The organism is Burkholderia sp. BC1 (assembly GCF_052683555.1).
This window is the reverse complement of record NZ_JBQYLP010000025.1, coordinates 40,525-54,413: the sequence shown is the minus strand read 5'-3', so window position 1 is coordinate 54,413 and position 13,889 is coordinate 40,525. Positions and strand designations below refer to the sequence as shown.

Here is a 13,889-nt window from a genome sequence, read left to right as displayed (position 1 = left end):
CGTATTATCGACATCCCGTCCGGTTCGCGCGGTGCGACGAACGGGAAACGGATCGACGAGGACGAACATGAAACGCGAATGGATTCATCGTGCCGCCGGCTGCATCGCGGCATTCGGCGCGGCGCTGCTGACGGGCTGCACTAGCTATGTGACGACGCAGGTCACGGCCTTTTCCGACTGGAGCGGCAGCGACGCGACGCGCACCTATGCGTTCACGCGCACCGATGCGCAGAAGAACAGCATCGAGCAGTCGACGTACGAGCCGATCGTCGCGAACGAGCTGTCCGCGTATGCGTTCCGGCAGGTGCCGCTTGCGCAGGCGCGCTATCTCGTCGGCCTGTCGTACAACGTCGGCAGCGATCTCGTGACGGTGCCGCAGCCGGTCTATTACGATCCGTGGTTCATCGGGCCGGGGCCGTACTGGCGCGGCGGCCCGTGGGGCCCCTGGGGGCCGTGGGGGCCGATGCCGGCCGGCTACGTCGCGCAGACGTATCGCGTGTTCGACTACACGCTCGGCATCCGCATCACCGAGCGCGCGACCGGCAAGGAGGTCTACAACGTGACCGCGCGCACGACCGGCGACAACGGCGCGATGCTCAATGCGATGCCGTTCCTCGCGCGCAGCGCGCTCGCCGATTTCCCGCTTGCGAACGGCGCGGTGCGCACGGTCCGCTTGCCGGTCGACAAGCGCGGCGGGCCCGCGATGCCGGCGTCCAACGAGCGTCCCGTGGCACCGGCGTCGGGCAGCGCGGCCGCGCCGAAATAATCGGCGGAATCCGGCGCGCGGGCGGACCGCCGCGGCCGGTCCGCCGCGACGTCCGCGCGTGCGATCAGAGGCCCACGCCCAACAGCGCCAGCACGCCGAGCACGACGAACAGCACGGCCGCGATGCCGTGCACGAGCTTGGTCGGCAGGCGGTGCGCAAAGCGGTCGCCGAGCAGGATCGCCGGCACGTTCGCGAGCATCATGCCGAACGTCGTACCGGCGACGACCCCGATGTAGTCCTGGAAGCGTGCGGCGAGTGCGACGGTCGCGAGCTGCGTCTTGTCGCCCATCTCCGCGAGGAAGAACGCGACGAACGTCGCGCCGAACACGCCGAGCCTCGAGCGGTTCGCGTTCGCTTCGTCCGCGTCGAGCTTGTCCGGCACGAGAATCCACAATCCCATCCCGACGAACGACACCGCGAGCGCCCACCGCATGATCGACGGCGTGACGAGCGCGCCGAGCCATTCGCCGAGCGCACCCGCGCAACCGTGGTTGACGAGCGTCGCGATGAGCACGCCGAGAATGATCGGCAGCGGCTTGCGATAGCGCGCAGCGAGGACGAGCGAGAGCAGTTGGGTCTTGTCGCCGATTTCAGCGAGAGCGACGGCGCCGGTGGAGATCAGGAAGGCTTGAGTCACGTACGGGGTTCCACGGGCCTTGTTATGCGTGCGAGCGACGATCCACCGCGCGCCGGGCCCTGATGCGGCGCGCGATGAACCATCGGTCTCGCCAGGCCTCGGTGGCTGCGTCCGCCATGGCCGAACGGCCAAGTCTGTTGACGGACGCCTCCGTCACGATCGACGCAGCGGTGCGACGGATCGAGCGGAGCGGCTACTCCCCAATGAGCGGCGCATTCTAGCATGGCGCGCGCAACGTGCAAATGTGCGTTGCGCGCGCATCGAATGGCGCTCGGCTGCCGGCCCGCGCGTGCTACGTGCCGGCGCGGGGCGTCGTCAGTTCGCCGCGACGCGGCGTGCGGCGCCGCGCTCGTGCACGAGGCGGCCGGCCGCATAGGTGCGATAGACCGCGCGGTCGTCGCCGAGCAGCGCGAACGCGAACAGCAGTTCCTCGAGCGATTCCGCGCGCTGCGTGCGCCGCGCGAGCAGCGGCGTGGCCTGCGGATCGAGCACGACGAAGTCGGCCTCGGTGCGCGGCGCGAGCGTGCCGATCGTATCGGCGAGATCGAGCGCCTGTGCGGCGCCCGCCGTCGCGAGCCAGAACATCCGCGTCGCGCTCAGATGATGGCCCGACAACCGCGCGACCTTGTGCGCCTCGTTCATCGTCTGCAGCATCGAGAACGACGTGCCGCCGCCGACGTCGGTCGCGAGCGTGACCGGCACGCCGTATTCGCCGGCCTTGTCGAAATCGAACAAGCCGCTGCCGAGGAAGAAGTTCGACGTCGGGCAGTGCGCGACGACCGTGCGCGTCTCGGCCATGCGGCGGCGGTCCTCGTCGTCGAGATGGATGCAGTGGCCGTACACGGCGCGCGGCCGCAGCAGGCCGTAGCGATCGTAGATGTCGAGATAGCTGCGATGGCCGGGGAACAGCTCGGCCGCCCATTTCACCTCGTCGACGTTTTCGGCGACGTGGCTCTGCACGAACACGTCCGGATGGCGGCGCGCGAGCTCGCCGCAGGCTTCGAGTTGCGCTTCGGTCGAGGTCGGCGCAAAGCGCGGCGTGATCACGTACATCTGCCGGCCGCGGCCGTGCCAGCGCGCGATCAGCTCGGCCGTGTCGTCGTAGCCGGACTGGGCGGTGTCGCGCAGGAACTCGGGGCAGTTGCGATCCATCATCACCTTGCCCGCGATCATCCGTAGGTCGCGCGCTTCGCTCGCCGCGAACAGCGCGTCGGCCGACTGCTTGTGCACCGTGCAGTAGACGAGCGCGCTCGTCGTGCCGCAGGCGAGCAGTTCGTCGACGAAGAAGTCCGCGACCTCGCGCGCATGCTCCGGGTCGCCGAACCGCCGCTCGGTCGGGAACGTGTACGTGTCGAGCCAGGGCAGCAGGCCGGGCGCCGGCGACGCGATCATGTCCGTCTGCGGGTAGTGGATGTGCGTGTCGATGAAGCCCGGCACGATCAGCTTGCCGCGCAGGTCGTGCACGACTGCGTCGCGCGCGAGCATCGGCGCGATGCGCGCATAGGGGCCCGCCGCGACGACCTTGCCGTCGTCGACGATCAGCAGACCGTCGGTCTCGTGAATCGCGGCCTGGCTCGATTGTGCGGGGTCGCCGTTGAAGGTCAGCAACTGGGAGCGAAAAGCGGTTTGCGTCATGACGAAGGGTCCTGCATCAAGGTAAGACAGACAGAAGAAAACGGCCGGCGCCGCAGCGGCGAAGGCGTCGACGAAGCCGTGCGCGTATCGGCGCAGCGGCGGTTCGCGCGATGCGATGCGCACGCGCGTGCATGGCGGTCATTCGCGATTGCGCCGCGTGCAGCGCGCACCGCGTCGCGCGTTGCCGATGCCGTGCGCGGCGAGCGCGCCACGTCGCACCGCATCGGCGTGCGGTGCGGCGCGCGTCCCGTCGTCGCGACATGCAGGCCGGTGCGATGCGTGATCATCTGTCCGTCGCCTCGATTGCAGCCGTCACGCGGCGCGCCAGTACGCGTCGAGCCGCGCGATCAGCGCGTCGCGCCGCGCGGCGTCGACGAACGACGCCTCGAAGCCGTTGCGGAGCACCGCATGCACGTCGGCGTCGCCGAGCTGCAGCGCCTCGACCGTCGCGAAATAGTTGTCGTTGACGTAGCCGCCGAAATAGGCGGGATCGTCGGAATTGATCGTCACGGCGACACCGCGGTCGAGCAGCGCCTTCAGCGTGTGCTTCGACATGTCGTCGAACACGCAGAGCTTCAGGTTCGACAGCGGGCACACGGTCAGCGCCGTGCGCGTGCGCGCGAGCCGTTCGACGAGCGCGCCGTCCTCGATCGCGCGCACGCCGTGGTCGATCCGGTCGACCTTCAGCACGTCGAGCGCTTCGTAGATGTACGCGGGCGGACCTTCCTCTCCCGCATGCGCGACGAGCTTCAGCCCGAGCGCCCGTGCCTTGTCGAATACGCGCGCGAACTTCGTCGGCGGATGGCCGAGCTCGGACGAGTCGAGGCCGACGCCGATCAGCCGGTGACGATAGCGCTCGAACAGCGGCAGCGCCGATTCGAACGTTGCGAGCGCATCTTCTTCCGGTAGATGGCGCAGGAAGCACAGGATCAGCTTGCTCGACAGCCCGCGCTTTTCCGCATCGGCGAGCGCGCGCTCGATGCCGGCGACCACCGTCTCGATCGGCACGCCGCGCGCGGTATGCGTCTGCGGATCGAAGAACAGCTCGGTATGGACGACGTTGTCCGTGAGCGCGCGTTCGCAGTACGCGGCGGTCATGTCGTAGAAGTCCTGCTCGGTCAGCAGCACGCTCGCGCCCGCGTAGTAGATGTCGAGGAACGACTGCAGATCGGTGAACGCGTACGCGGCGCGCAGCGCATCGATCGAATCGTAGGGAAGCCTCACGCCGTTGCGCTGCGCGAGCGCGAAGATCAGCTCGGGCTCGAGCGAACCTTCGATATGGATATGCAGCTCGGCCTTCGGCGCGCGAGCGATCTTGTTCTTGAATGTCGGAGTCATGGCGTCGTGATGGTCGGTCAGAGAGTAGGGGAAGCGTGCGCCGGCACCTGCGCGTTCGCCTCGACGGCCTGCAGCAGCTGCGCGGCCACCGAGATCGCGATCACTTCGGGCGCCTTGTCGACGATGCCTTCGACGCCGATCGGGCAGCGCATCCGCGCGACCTGAACGGGATCGATGCCGATCGCCGCGAGGCGATGATCGAACTGCACGCGTTTCGCGTGCGAGCCCATCATGCCGAAGTACGCGTAGTCGCCGCGCCGCAGGATGCGCTCGGCCAGCGCGAAGTCGAGCGCGTGGTCGTGCGTCATCACGACGAAGTACGTGTGCGGAGGCGCGGCGTCGACGGCCGTTGCCGGATCGTCGAGCGCATCGATCGCCAGATTGCCGATGCCGGCGAGCGCGTCGGCCACCGGGAACGCCGCGTCGCGCCGGTCGATCCAGCGCACGTGGCACGGCAGCGTCGCGAGCACCTTCACGAGCGCGGCGCCGACGTGGCCGGCGCCGAACAGCGCGACCGGGAACGCATACGGCGCGATCGTTTCGGTCATCAGCGACACGCCGCCGGTTTCCCACAACAGGCAGTCGGCGCGTGCGGCGGCCGGTTCCGGCTCGCTGAGCAGCGGCGCACCGGGCGAGGGGCCGAATGATACGCTACGCACGGTCGCCGCGCCGGCCGCGACGCGTTTCGCGAGCGACGTGATCCAGCCGAGATCGCCGACGTCGAGCCGCTCGAACGCGAGCACGACGGCGCCGCCACAGCACTGGCCGAGGCTCGGGCCGAGCGCGAGCCGTTCGAGCCGGCGCGCGTTCGGCACGTGCGCGCCGTCCTTCAGCAGATGCCTCGCGATTTCGATCGCCTTCCATTCCAGATGACCGCCACCGATCGTATGACGCGCCGTATCGCGCGTGACGAGCATCTTCGTGCCGGCCTCGCGCGGCGCGGAGCCGTCGGTGTGTGCGACCGTCACGAGCACGGCCGATTCGCCGTGCGCGAGCAGTTGCTGCAGATCGCCGAGCCACGCTTCCATCAGCGCGCTCCGATCGGGACGACGCTGCACGACGCGCGGCGCGGGCTGGCGGGCGCGGCGGCAACGGGAACGGTCGGGAGCGGTGCGCGCCCCGCAGGCGCGGGCCGCGTGCAAGCGGGGCGGCCGGACGTGCGGACGCCATGAGGGTGACGGATGCGGATGGTTTGCGTTGTCATGATGAATCCAGTCGACATTGCGGATCAGGCGCGCGTTACGCAGGGTGAGACCGCCCGGTCTCGCGCACGTAGATCGCCATCCAGCCGCGAAGATAGCATCGCGCGGCCGCGCGAACATGGCCGGACGGTGATGCGGGCTATCAGACGGCGATCATGTCGATCATAGGCCGACCGCGCGATGGCGGGGAGCGATGCGTGCGCATCGGCGCCGAAAGCCCGCGCGGCGGGCCGTATGCACGGCAGGGGCGCGAGGCGCGCGGGCGTCGCGCGACGGGGACGAAACGGCTAGGTGTTTACGCGCAGCGGCCGGCAGGGCCGCGCCACGTGCGAGCGGGGCCGCGGCGCGCGGCCGCCGCCCGCGCGGTGTGCAGGCCTCAGCCTGCGAGCTTGCGGCGATGCCGCCAGAGGTTCGCGGCGACCGCGACGAGGATCACGGCGAACGCGATCAGCGCCCAGCCGGGCAGCAGGATCCCGAGGATCGGCGGATAGACGGTTTCGCACAGCCCGGCGACCTTGAACATGCCGGGGAACCAGTGCGCCGGCGGCAGGCTGTCGACGATCGGCTGCAGCGTGTCGAAGCCGCAGCTGAAGCCCGGATTCATCTGGATCGAGAGGTGTCGCGCGGCCGTGCCGACGCCGGCGGCCGCCGCGATCGCGATCAGCAACTCGAGCACCCAGATCGCGCGCCAGTTGCGCATCCCGGCGGCGAGGAACGCGAAAATGCCGATCGCCGCGAAGAAGTAGCGCTGGATGATGCACAGCGGGCACGGATCTTCGTTCTTCACGTACTGCAGGTACAGCGCACCGGCGAGCAGGGCAATGCAGACCCATCCGAGCAGCATCAGCAGATGGCGTTGGCGGCGCAGCGCAAGCGTGGCTTCTTTCATGTCGGCAGGGGTCCTCGTCGGTCGGTACGGAAAACGATCGCGCGATTTTAGCGCGAACGGTCCGGCCCCCACCGGCCGCCGCGCCTGCGGCACCCCGCCGCATCCCCGCGCGCCGCGTTCAGCGGATCGTGTTCAGCACGGCCTCGACCGACTGGCCGATCGCGAGCAGCGCATCGTCGCGGTGCGGCGCGGCCGCGAGCATCAGGCCGACCGGCGCGCCGTCGCGCGGATGGCAGGGCAGCGACAGTGCGCAGGCATCGAGGAAGTTGAACGCGCTCGGATTGCGCAGGATCAGCGCATTGGTGCGCGTGAACGCGGCGTCGTCGGCTTCGAGCTCCGCGATGCGCGGCGGCACGATCGGCACCGTCGGCGCGACCAGCGCATCGAAGCGCGCCCACACCGTGTGCGCGGCTTCGTCGAGCATCGCGCGGCGCGCCGCGAGCAGATCGAGATAGTCGGCCGCGGTGGCCGGCTCGCCCTTCAGGATGCGCGTCAGCACGCGCGGGTCGTAGCGGTCGCGCTGCTCGGCGAGCAGCGGACGGTGCCACGCGTACGCCTCGATCGGCGAGAAGCCAAAGCGGTTGATCTCCGGCAGCCGGTCGAGCGCGGAGAACCGCACTTCGGTGACGATCGCGCCGGCCGCTTCCAGGTGCTTGAGTGCGGTATCGAGCGCGGCCGCGACGTCGGCGTCGACGCCGTCGGTCACGTAGTTCGTCAGCACGCCGAGCCGCACGCCTTCGAGCGGCCGCGCGGCCGGCACGCTCGGCTCGAGGCCGGCGAGCATGCGGTCGACGAGCGCGCAGCATGCGACGGTCACGCCGATCGGCCCGAACGAGTCGAGCGTCGTCGACAGCGGGACGCCGCCTTGCGTCGGCACGCGGCTCGCGGTCGGCTTGAAGCCGGTCAGCCCGCACAGCGCGGCCGGAATGCGGATCGAGCCGCCGGTGTCGGTGCCGAGCGCGACGGCCGCCATCCCGTCGGCGACCGACGCGGCCGCGCCCGACGACGACCCGCCCGCGATGCGTGCATCGCCCGGCACGTCGCGCCGATACGGCGACGCGGGCGTGCCGAAGTGCGGATTGAGCCCGAGCCCCGAGAACGCGAACTCGCTCATGTTGGTGCGGCCGACCAGCACCGCGCCCGCACGGCGCAGCCGCGCGACCGCGACCGCATCGGCGCGCGCGGGCGGCGCGTCGTCGAGCACGCGCGAGCCGGCGCGCGTGACTTGCCCGGCGACGTCGAACAGATCCTTGATCGACACCGGGATGCCCGCGAGCGGCGACAGCACGGTGCCCGCGGCCCGCAGCCGGTCGTGTGCGTCGGCGGCCGCGCGCGCGTTGTCCGCATCGACTTCGGTGAAGACGACGGCGCCCTGGCCGGACGGATCGGCGATCCGTTCGAGCGCGGCGTCGACGAGCGCGCGGCTCGTGGTCGTGCCGGCGGCGAGATCGGCGGCGAGCTGGGCGAGCGGGGGGAAGGGCGTGAAAGTGGTCATGAGCGGCTCAGGGGCGAAGATGTTGGACAAGCGTGGAGCGGAACGAATCGATATGACGTTCGACGGCCGCGCGCGCACCGGCGGCGTCGCGCGCGGACAGCCGCTCGAACAGCGCGCGGTGCTCGCGCTGGACGTCGGCCAGATGGTGCGGCTCGGACAGCGTGACGAACCAGAAGCGCAGCGAGCGATCGTGCAGCCCGCGCAGGATGTCGGCGAGCACCGCGTTGCGCGCGGCCGCCGCGATCGTCTGATGGAACGCGCGATCGAGCTCCATCATCCCTTCGACGTCGTGCTGCTCGGCGCACGCCTGGCCTGCGTCGAGCAGCGCGGCGAGCGCTGCGAGATCGTCGGGCGTCGCATGGCGCGCGGCGAGTTCCGCGCAATGCGCTTCGTTGATGCGGCGCACGTCGATCACGGCGACGATCTCGTCGAGCGACAGCGGCTGCACCATCAAGCCCTTGCGCGGAATCACGGACAGCAGCCCTTCGAGCACGAGCCGATGCACGGCCTGATGGACGGGCGTGCGGCCGATGCCGGTGCGCGCAACGAGGTCCGCCTCGTTCAGCGCGGCGCCGGGCTTCAGCCGCATCGTGACGATGTCGCGCCGGATCAGCGCGTACGCGCGCTCGGCCAGGCTCGTGGCGGTCGCATCGATACGGTCGCGCGGACGGTCGGTCGGGGCATTCATGCGGACGGCGGCGCGGCGGCCGGACGAGGCGCGATCATGGCGCGGGATCCCGGAAACGTGGCGAAGCGTCGATATTATTGTGATATATCACACGTGTCCAGCCGGCTGCGAACCGGATGTCGGACGTACGGCGACGCGCTTGCGATGGACTTGCAACAATCTCGACAGGATGTTGCAGGTTTACCGGACGATCGTGCACTGAAGCATAATGAATCCTCGTCTATCTACCCGCGTGAGCGACGCACCAGACCATCGTCATGAGCGAAAACACGCCTTCCCCGGCCGGTCTGCCCGGCACCTCGTCCGCTTCTTCCGATTCTCCCCGTTCCACCCCGGCCAAAGCCACCGACATGTCGGACACGTCGGCGGCGCAGGCGGCCGCTGCCGCGCAGGATGTCGCCGACGACGGCGCGTCGCCCGTCACGACGGCAACCGAGCCGGGCGCGCCCGGCTCGTCTGACACCGCTGCCGAGCCCGCGGCCGCGACGGCAGCGGCCGCCGCCGCTGCCGCGTCGAAACCCGGATCGCCGCCGCCCGGATTCGGCGCGCCGCCCGATTTCGACACGCCGCGCCCGCCGCCCGCGAGCGCGCAGAATGCGCCGCCCGCGTATCTGAAGCAGAGCGACACGCCGTGGTCGGTGTTCGGCCGCATTATCGCCGCGCGCGCACGCCGGCTGTTCGACCGCGCCGGCCAGCGCATCACGCAGCGCACGCTGCGCATCGGCGTGTCGGCACGGATCTTCCATCCGGAGCCGGGCGCGAAAGGGTTACGCGGCAAGACGCTGCAGTATCTCGAGGAATCGATCGCGCACTGGGTGATGTCGCGCGACGTGCTCGTGTTCATGATTCCGACCGTCGGCCACCAGGGAATGCTGCATCCGAGCAACATCCGACTGCGCGATTACGCGAAGCATCTCGACGGCCTGCTGCTGCAGGGCGGCGCCGACGTGTCGCCGCAGACCTACGCGGCGTCCGACGCGCGCCCCGAATGGCCCGGCGACCGCGTGCGCGACATGTACGAGCTCGAGCTGCTGCACGAGTTCGTCGAGTCCGGCAAGCCGGTGCTCGGCGTGTGCCGCGGCTGTCAGCTGATCAACGTCGCATTCGGCGGGTCGCTGTACCAGGACATCGCGACCGACGTGCCGACCGCCAATGCGCACGTGAGCGAGCATTACGACCAGCACCGTCATGCGATCCGCTTTCCCGATTCGTCGACGCTCGCGAGCATGTTCCCCGGCCGCAGCGAGGCGATCGTCAATTCGATCCACCATCAGGCGATTCGCGATCTCGGCCGCGATCTGAACATCGAGGCCGTCTCGTCCGGCGACGGGATCATCGAGGCGATCCGCTATCGGCGCGCGCCGTTCGTCGTCGGCGTGCAGTGGCACCCGGAGTTCCATCGCGCGGGCGGCTCCGAGCTGCTCGACTGCACGCCACTGCTCGACGCGTTCCTGCGCTCGGCACGCGAAACGCGTCTATAAGCGGCTTCGGCAGCGCCCGCGGAAGGCGGCGCGGGCGCGTCGCGGCGGTTCGCGAGACGATCGAGGCGTGTGCATCGATCGGTACGCGTTTCGGTTCGTACGCCGGCGCCGGCCTTCCCACGTTCTCGTTAGCTGGCACGGGCAACGGCGCGCCGTGCTGCCGTGATCATCGCGTCGATCCGATTTTTTGCGCGGGCGCATGCTTTCCCGCAGCGGCACGACCCGCGCGCGATCGCGGCCGTGGACGGCCACCAAAAGGCAAATGTCGGGTTCGCGTGGCATCATGGGCCGATCATGCCGGCCGCCGCCGCGTTCATCGTGCGCAGCGGCCGGCACGGCGCGAGCGTGCAGGTGTCGGGATCGGCACGGCGCACGCCGCGTCCGTTCATGCGCGCCGACGGTCGCGCGCCCTTCGAGATCGAGACAAGGACATGTCCACAGCATCGCAAGCCATCACGCAGGAATCGAAAGTCCGCACCGTGTTTCGCGTCGTCAGCGGCAACTTCCTCGAAATGTACGACTTCATGGTCTACGGCTATTACGCGTCGGCGATCGCGAAGACCTATTTCCCGAGCGGCAACGCGTTCGCGTCATTGATGCTGTCGCTGTCGGTGTTCGGCGCGGGCTTCCTGATGCGCCCGGTCGGCGCGATCGTGCTCGGCGCGTACATCGACCATCACGGACGCCGCAAGGGGCTGATCCTGACGCTCACGCTGATGGCGCTCGGCACGCTGACCGTCGCCGCGGTGCCCGGCTATGCGACGATCGGTGTGCTCGCACCGGTGCTCGTGCTGCTCGGGCGGCTGCTGCAGGGCTTTTCGGCCGGGGTCGAACTGGGCGGCGTGTCGGTGTATCTGTCCGAGATCGCGACCAAGGGGCACAAGGGCTTCTACACGTCGTGGCAGTCGGGCAGCCAGCAGGTCGCGGTCGTGTTCGCGGCGTTCGTCGGCGTGCTGCTGAACCGCACGCTGCCGGCCGAAGAAATGACGGCATGGGGCTGGCGCATTCCGTTCCTGATCGGCTGCCTGATCGTGCCGTTCCTGTTCCTGATTCGCCGCTCGCTGAAGGAGACGGACGAGTTCCTCGCGAAGCGCCATCGTCCGTCGATGGGCGAGATCATGCGCTCGATGCTCGACAACTGGGGCATCGTGATCGCGGGCATGGGCATGGTGATCATGACGACGGTGTCGTTCTACATGATCACCGCCTACACGCCGACGTTCGGCAAGGAAGTGCTGCACCTGTCGTCGCTCGACGCGCTCGTCGTGACGGTCTGCATCGGCGTGTCGAACCTCGTCTGGCTGCCGCTGTCCGGTGCCCTGTCGGACCGCATCGGCCGCCGCCCCGTGCTGATCGCGTTCACCGTGCTCACGCTGCTCACCGCGTACCCGACGGTGTCGTGGCTCGTCGCCGAGCCGTCGTTCCTGCGCTTGCTCGCCGTCGAGCTGTGGCTGTCGTTCCTTTACGGGTCGTACAACGGCGCGATGGTCGTCGCGCTGACCGAAGTGATGCCGGCCGACGTGCGCACGGCCGGCTTCTCGCTCGCGTACAGCCTCGCGACGACGATCGGCGGCTTCACGCCGGCGATCTCGACGCTGCTGATCCACGAAACCGCGAACAAGGCCGCGCCCGGGCTGTGGCTCAGCGTCGCCGCGTTGTGCGGGCTGATCGCGACGCTCGTGCTGTACCGGACGCCGGAGTCGCGTAATCAGTACAAGGCCGTCTGACGCGGCGCGGCGGCGCGGCCTGGCGGTAACGAAGGACGGAGCGCACGGCGCTCCGTTTTTTCATCCGCGCCCGGGCGAGGCGAGCGCCTGCGCGACGGCGGCGACGACGTCGTCCCAGGCGCCGGGCGAGGGCTGACGCACGAGCCGCGCACGCGGATACCACGGGCATTCGTCACCGGTGAACCAGCGCCAGTCGGCCGCGAACGGCAGCATGACCCACAGCGGCTTGCCGAGCGCGCCCGCGAGGTGCGCGACGGCCGTGTCGACGGTCACGACGCCGTCGAGCCGTTCGATCAGCGCGGCCGTATCCGCGAAGTCGTTCAGCCGGCCGTCGAGACGATACACGCGCGGATGCGCGTCGACGCGCGCGCGCTCGTCGTCGTCGAGCGACGGCTGCAGCACGATCCAGTCGATGTCGGGCAGCGCGAGCAGCGGCGCGAGCGCGTCGAACGGCATCGACCGATTGTCCTGCGCCTGACGGCGCCCCGACCATGCGAGCCCGAACTTGCGCTTGGCCTGGCCGCCGAGCGAACCGCGAAAGCGCCGTCGCGCGATGTCGGGCGCGTCGAGATAGCGCGTGCCGGACGCGATGTCGGCCGGTTGCAGCCCGAGCGCGAACGGCAGGCTCATCAGCGTGCAGGCGACATCGGCGGCCGGCAGCTTCGGCGCGCCTTGTGCGACGAGCGTCACGCGCCACTGCGCCGCGGCCGGCGCGAGCAGCGTGACGAGCGCCGGCTGCACTTCGAGCACGACACGCGCGCAACGCGCGCGCGCGAGCGGCACGAAGCGGACGAACTGCAGCGTATCGCCGAACCCCTGTTCCGCGCGAATCAGCAGCGTGCGCGACGCGATCGGCTCGCCTTGCCAGCGCGGCAGCCCGCCGAGCGGCGTCGCGCCCGGCGTGTCGTGACGCGCTTCGTAGGCGGGCAGCCCGCGCGTGAAGTCGCCGAGCGTCAGCAGCGTGACGGCGCGGTGCAGCTGCGCGAGCGTGAGGTCGGGCGCGACGCGCAGCGCCTGATCGAACGCGCGCAGCGCGCGCTCGTGCGCACCGAGCGCGTGATGCGCATTGCCGAGATTGAGCCAGGCGAGCGCGAACGACGGGTCGAGGCCGACCGCGCGCTCGTAATACGGCAGCGCGTCGCGGTGACGCGACTGCGCGCTGAGCGCGTTCGCGAGACCGAACAGCGCGAGCGGAAACGGCGGATGCAGCGCGAGCGCCGCCTCGAACGCGGCCGCGGCTTCCGCATGGCGGCCGACCGCATCGAGCGTGTTGCCGAGATTGAAGTGCGCGGCGACGAAGCGCGGCTGCGCGGCGATCGCGGCCTGGAAATGCGCGATCGCCTCGTCCGCGCGACCCATCGCGTTCAGCGCCATCGCGAGATTGTTGTGCGCGCCCGCGTGGCCCGGACGCAGCTCGAGCGCGCGGCGGAACGCGGCAAGCGCATCGTCGTGACGGCCGAGCGCATTGAGCGCGTTGCCGAGGTTGTTGTGGATCGACGCGTCGTCCGGCGTGAGCCGCAGCGCGCGGCGAAACGCGTCGACGGCGTCTTCGTGGCGCTGCAGCGCCGCATAGGCGTTGCCGAGGTTGTAATGCGCGAGCGGAAATTCGGGCGCGAGCGTGAGCGCGTTGCGGAACCGCTCGATCGCTTCGTCGAGCCGGCCGAGCGCCTTCAGCGCGTTGCCGAGATTCAGCTGCAGCGCGGCATCGCCCGGGCGCAGCGCGACCGCGCGGCCGACGAGATCGGCCGCTTCGGCATGCTGCCCCTGCTGATGCCGCAGCACGCCGAACAGGTGGAGTGCGTCGGCGTCGGCGGGATTGTCGGCGAGGGCGGTGCGGTAGCCGTGCTCGGCCTCGGCGAGGCGGCCCGCGCGATGCGCGGCGTACGCTCGGTCGAATGCGGAATCCATGACGCGAAAACTGGCGGAAAGCGCGTATTTTCCCACAGCGCGCAGGCACGCCGCCGCTCGGCCGTTCGGCATATGGCCCCGTCACGCGGAGCGGCGTAGACTGGCAGCGTCGTGTCCGATCGA

11 protein-coding genes and 1 riboswitch are annotated in these 13,889 nt (G+C 69.9%); of the genes, 3 read left to right on the top strand and 8 right to left on the bottom strand.

Translation table 11 applies throughout. From position 1 onward, the window contains the following. Positions 1-67 precede the first annotated feature (67 nt). The gene (locus tag ACSHSS_RS14565; RefSeq protein ID WP_105757326.1) at positions 68-766 is read left to right on the top strand and encodes a DUF4136 domain-containing protein; all 699 of its coding nucleotides are present in this window, start codon (positions 68-70) and stop codon (positions 764-766) included. A 64-nt stretch (positions 767-830) separates the two neighbouring features. Here the strand turns inward: ACSHSS_RS14565 and ACSHSS_RS14560 are convergent, their stop codons facing one another. The 7 genes from ACSHSS_RS14560 to ACSHSS_RS14530 form a co-directional block, all read right to left on the bottom strand. Further along, the gene (locus ACSHSS_RS14560) at positions 831-1,403 is read right to left on the bottom strand and encodes a TMEM165/GDT1 family protein (RefSeq protein WP_105801071.1); all 573 of its coding nucleotides are present in this window, start codon (positions 1,401-1,403) and stop codon (positions 831-833) included. Between the two features lie 39 nt (positions 1,404-1,442). After that, positions 1,443-1,624, bottom strand: a riboswitch (yybP-ykoY riboswitch). Positions 1,625-1,718: 94 nt separating this feature from the next. Beyond that, positions 1,719-3,038 carry a guanine deaminase gene (gene guaD / locus ACSHSS_RS14555; RefSeq protein WP_006415402.1) on the bottom strand — a complete coding sequence of 440 codons (1,320 nt, stop codon included), beginning with the start codon at positions 3,036-3,038 and terminating at the stop codon, positions 1,719-1,721. A 312-nt stretch (positions 3,039-3,350) separates the two neighbouring features. Continuing rightward, positions 3,351-4,376, bottom strand: coding sequence for an adenosine deaminase (locus ACSHSS_RS14550; RefSeq protein ID WP_445545159.1), 1,026 nt, complete (start codon positions 4,374-4,376; stop codon positions 3,351-3,353). Between the two features lie 17 nt (positions 4,377-4,393). Further along, the gene (xdhC, locus tag ACSHSS_RS14545; protein WP_445545158.1) at positions 4,394-5,404 is read right to left on the bottom strand and encodes a xanthine dehydrogenase accessory protein XdhC; all 1,011 of its coding nucleotides are present in this window, start codon (positions 5,402-5,404) and stop codon (positions 4,394-4,396) included. A 550-nt stretch (positions 5,405-5,954) separates the two neighbouring features. Further along, positions 5,955-6,467 (bottom strand): disulfide bond formation protein B, encoded by a 513-nt coding sequence (locus ACSHSS_RS14540; protein ID WP_006400754.1) that lies wholly within the window; start codon positions 6,465-6,467, stop codon positions 5,955-5,957. 118 nt (positions 6,468-6,585) lie between these two features. Beyond that, a complete protein-coding gene (locus ACSHSS_RS14535; protein ID WP_035949680.1) occupies positions 6,586-7,962 on the bottom strand; it encodes an amidase in 1,377 nt (458 codons plus the stop codon). A 7-nt stretch (positions 7,963-7,969) separates the two neighbouring features. Further along, positions 7,970-8,650, bottom strand: a complete 681-nt coding sequence (locus ACSHSS_RS14530) for a GntR family transcriptional regulator (protein ID WP_176158264.1) — start codon at positions 8,648-8,650, stop codon at positions 7,970-7,972. 257 nt (positions 8,651-8,907) lie between these two features. Between ACSHSS_RS14530 and ACSHSS_RS14525 the strand changes: the two genes are divergently transcribed. Next, positions 8,908-10,131, top strand: coding sequence for a gamma-glutamyl-gamma-aminobutyrate hydrolase family protein (locus ACSHSS_RS14525; protein WP_105841421.1), 1,224 nt, complete (start codon positions 8,908-8,910; stop codon positions 10,129-10,131). Positions 10,132-10,562: 431 nt separating this feature from the next. Further along, positions 10,563-11,858, top strand: a complete 1,296-nt coding sequence (locus ACSHSS_RS14520; RefSeq protein ID WP_006410412.1) for an MFS transporter — start codon at positions 10,563-10,565, stop codon at positions 11,856-11,858. 60 nt (positions 11,859-11,918) lie between these two features. On the opposite strand, the gene ACSHSS_RS14515 is transcribed toward ACSHSS_RS14520, so the two are convergent. After that, positions 11,919-13,766, bottom strand: coding sequence for a tetratricopeptide repeat protein (locus ACSHSS_RS14515; RefSeq protein ID WP_369715272.1), 1,848 nt, complete (start codon positions 13,764-13,766; stop codon positions 11,919-11,921). Positions 13,767-13,889 lie beyond the last annotated feature (123 nt).

What these genes read in the sequence shown, in the direction of transcription:
- ACSHSS_RS14565 (WP_105757326.1), top strand. Translation starts at nt 68, where the DNA reads ATGAAACGCGAATGGATTCATCGTGCCGCCGGCTGCATCGCGGCATTC.
- guaD (WP_006415402.1), bottom strand. Translation starts at nt 3,038, where the DNA reads ATGACGCAAACCGCTTTTCGCTCCCAGTTGCTGACCTTCAACGGCGAC.
- ACSHSS_RS14550 (WP_445545159.1), bottom strand. Translation starts at nt 4,376, where the DNA reads ATGACTCCGACATTCAAGAACAAGATCGCTCGCGCGCCGAAGGCCGAG.
- xdhC (WP_445545158.1), bottom strand. Translation starts at nt 5,404, where the DNA reads ATGGAAGCGTGGCTCGGCGATCTGCAGCAACTGCTCGCGCACGGCGAA.
- ACSHSS_RS14540 (WP_006400754.1), bottom strand. Translation starts at nt 6,467, where the DNA reads ATGAAAGAAGCCACGCTTGCGCTGCGCCGCCAACGCCATCTGCTGATG.
- ACSHSS_RS14535 (WP_035949680.1), bottom strand. Translation starts at nt 7,962, where the DNA reads ATGACCACTTTCACGCCCTTCCCCCCGCTCGCCCAGCTCGCCGCCGAT.
- ACSHSS_RS14530 (WP_176158264.1), bottom strand. Translation starts at nt 8,650, where the DNA reads ATGAATGCCCCGACCGACCGTCCGCGCGACCGTATCGATGCGACCGCC.
- ACSHSS_RS14525 (WP_105841421.1), top strand. Translation starts at nt 8,908, where the DNA reads ATGAGCGAAAACACGCCTTCCCCGGCCGGTCTGCCCGGCACCTCGTCC.
- ACSHSS_RS14520 (WP_006410412.1), top strand. Translation starts at nt 10,563, where the DNA reads ATGTCCACAGCATCGCAAGCCATCACGCAGGAATCGAAAGTCCGCACC.
- ACSHSS_RS14515 (WP_369715272.1), bottom strand. Translation starts at nt 13,766, where the DNA reads ATGGATTCCGCATTCGACCGAGCGTACGCCGCGCATCGCGCGGGCCGC.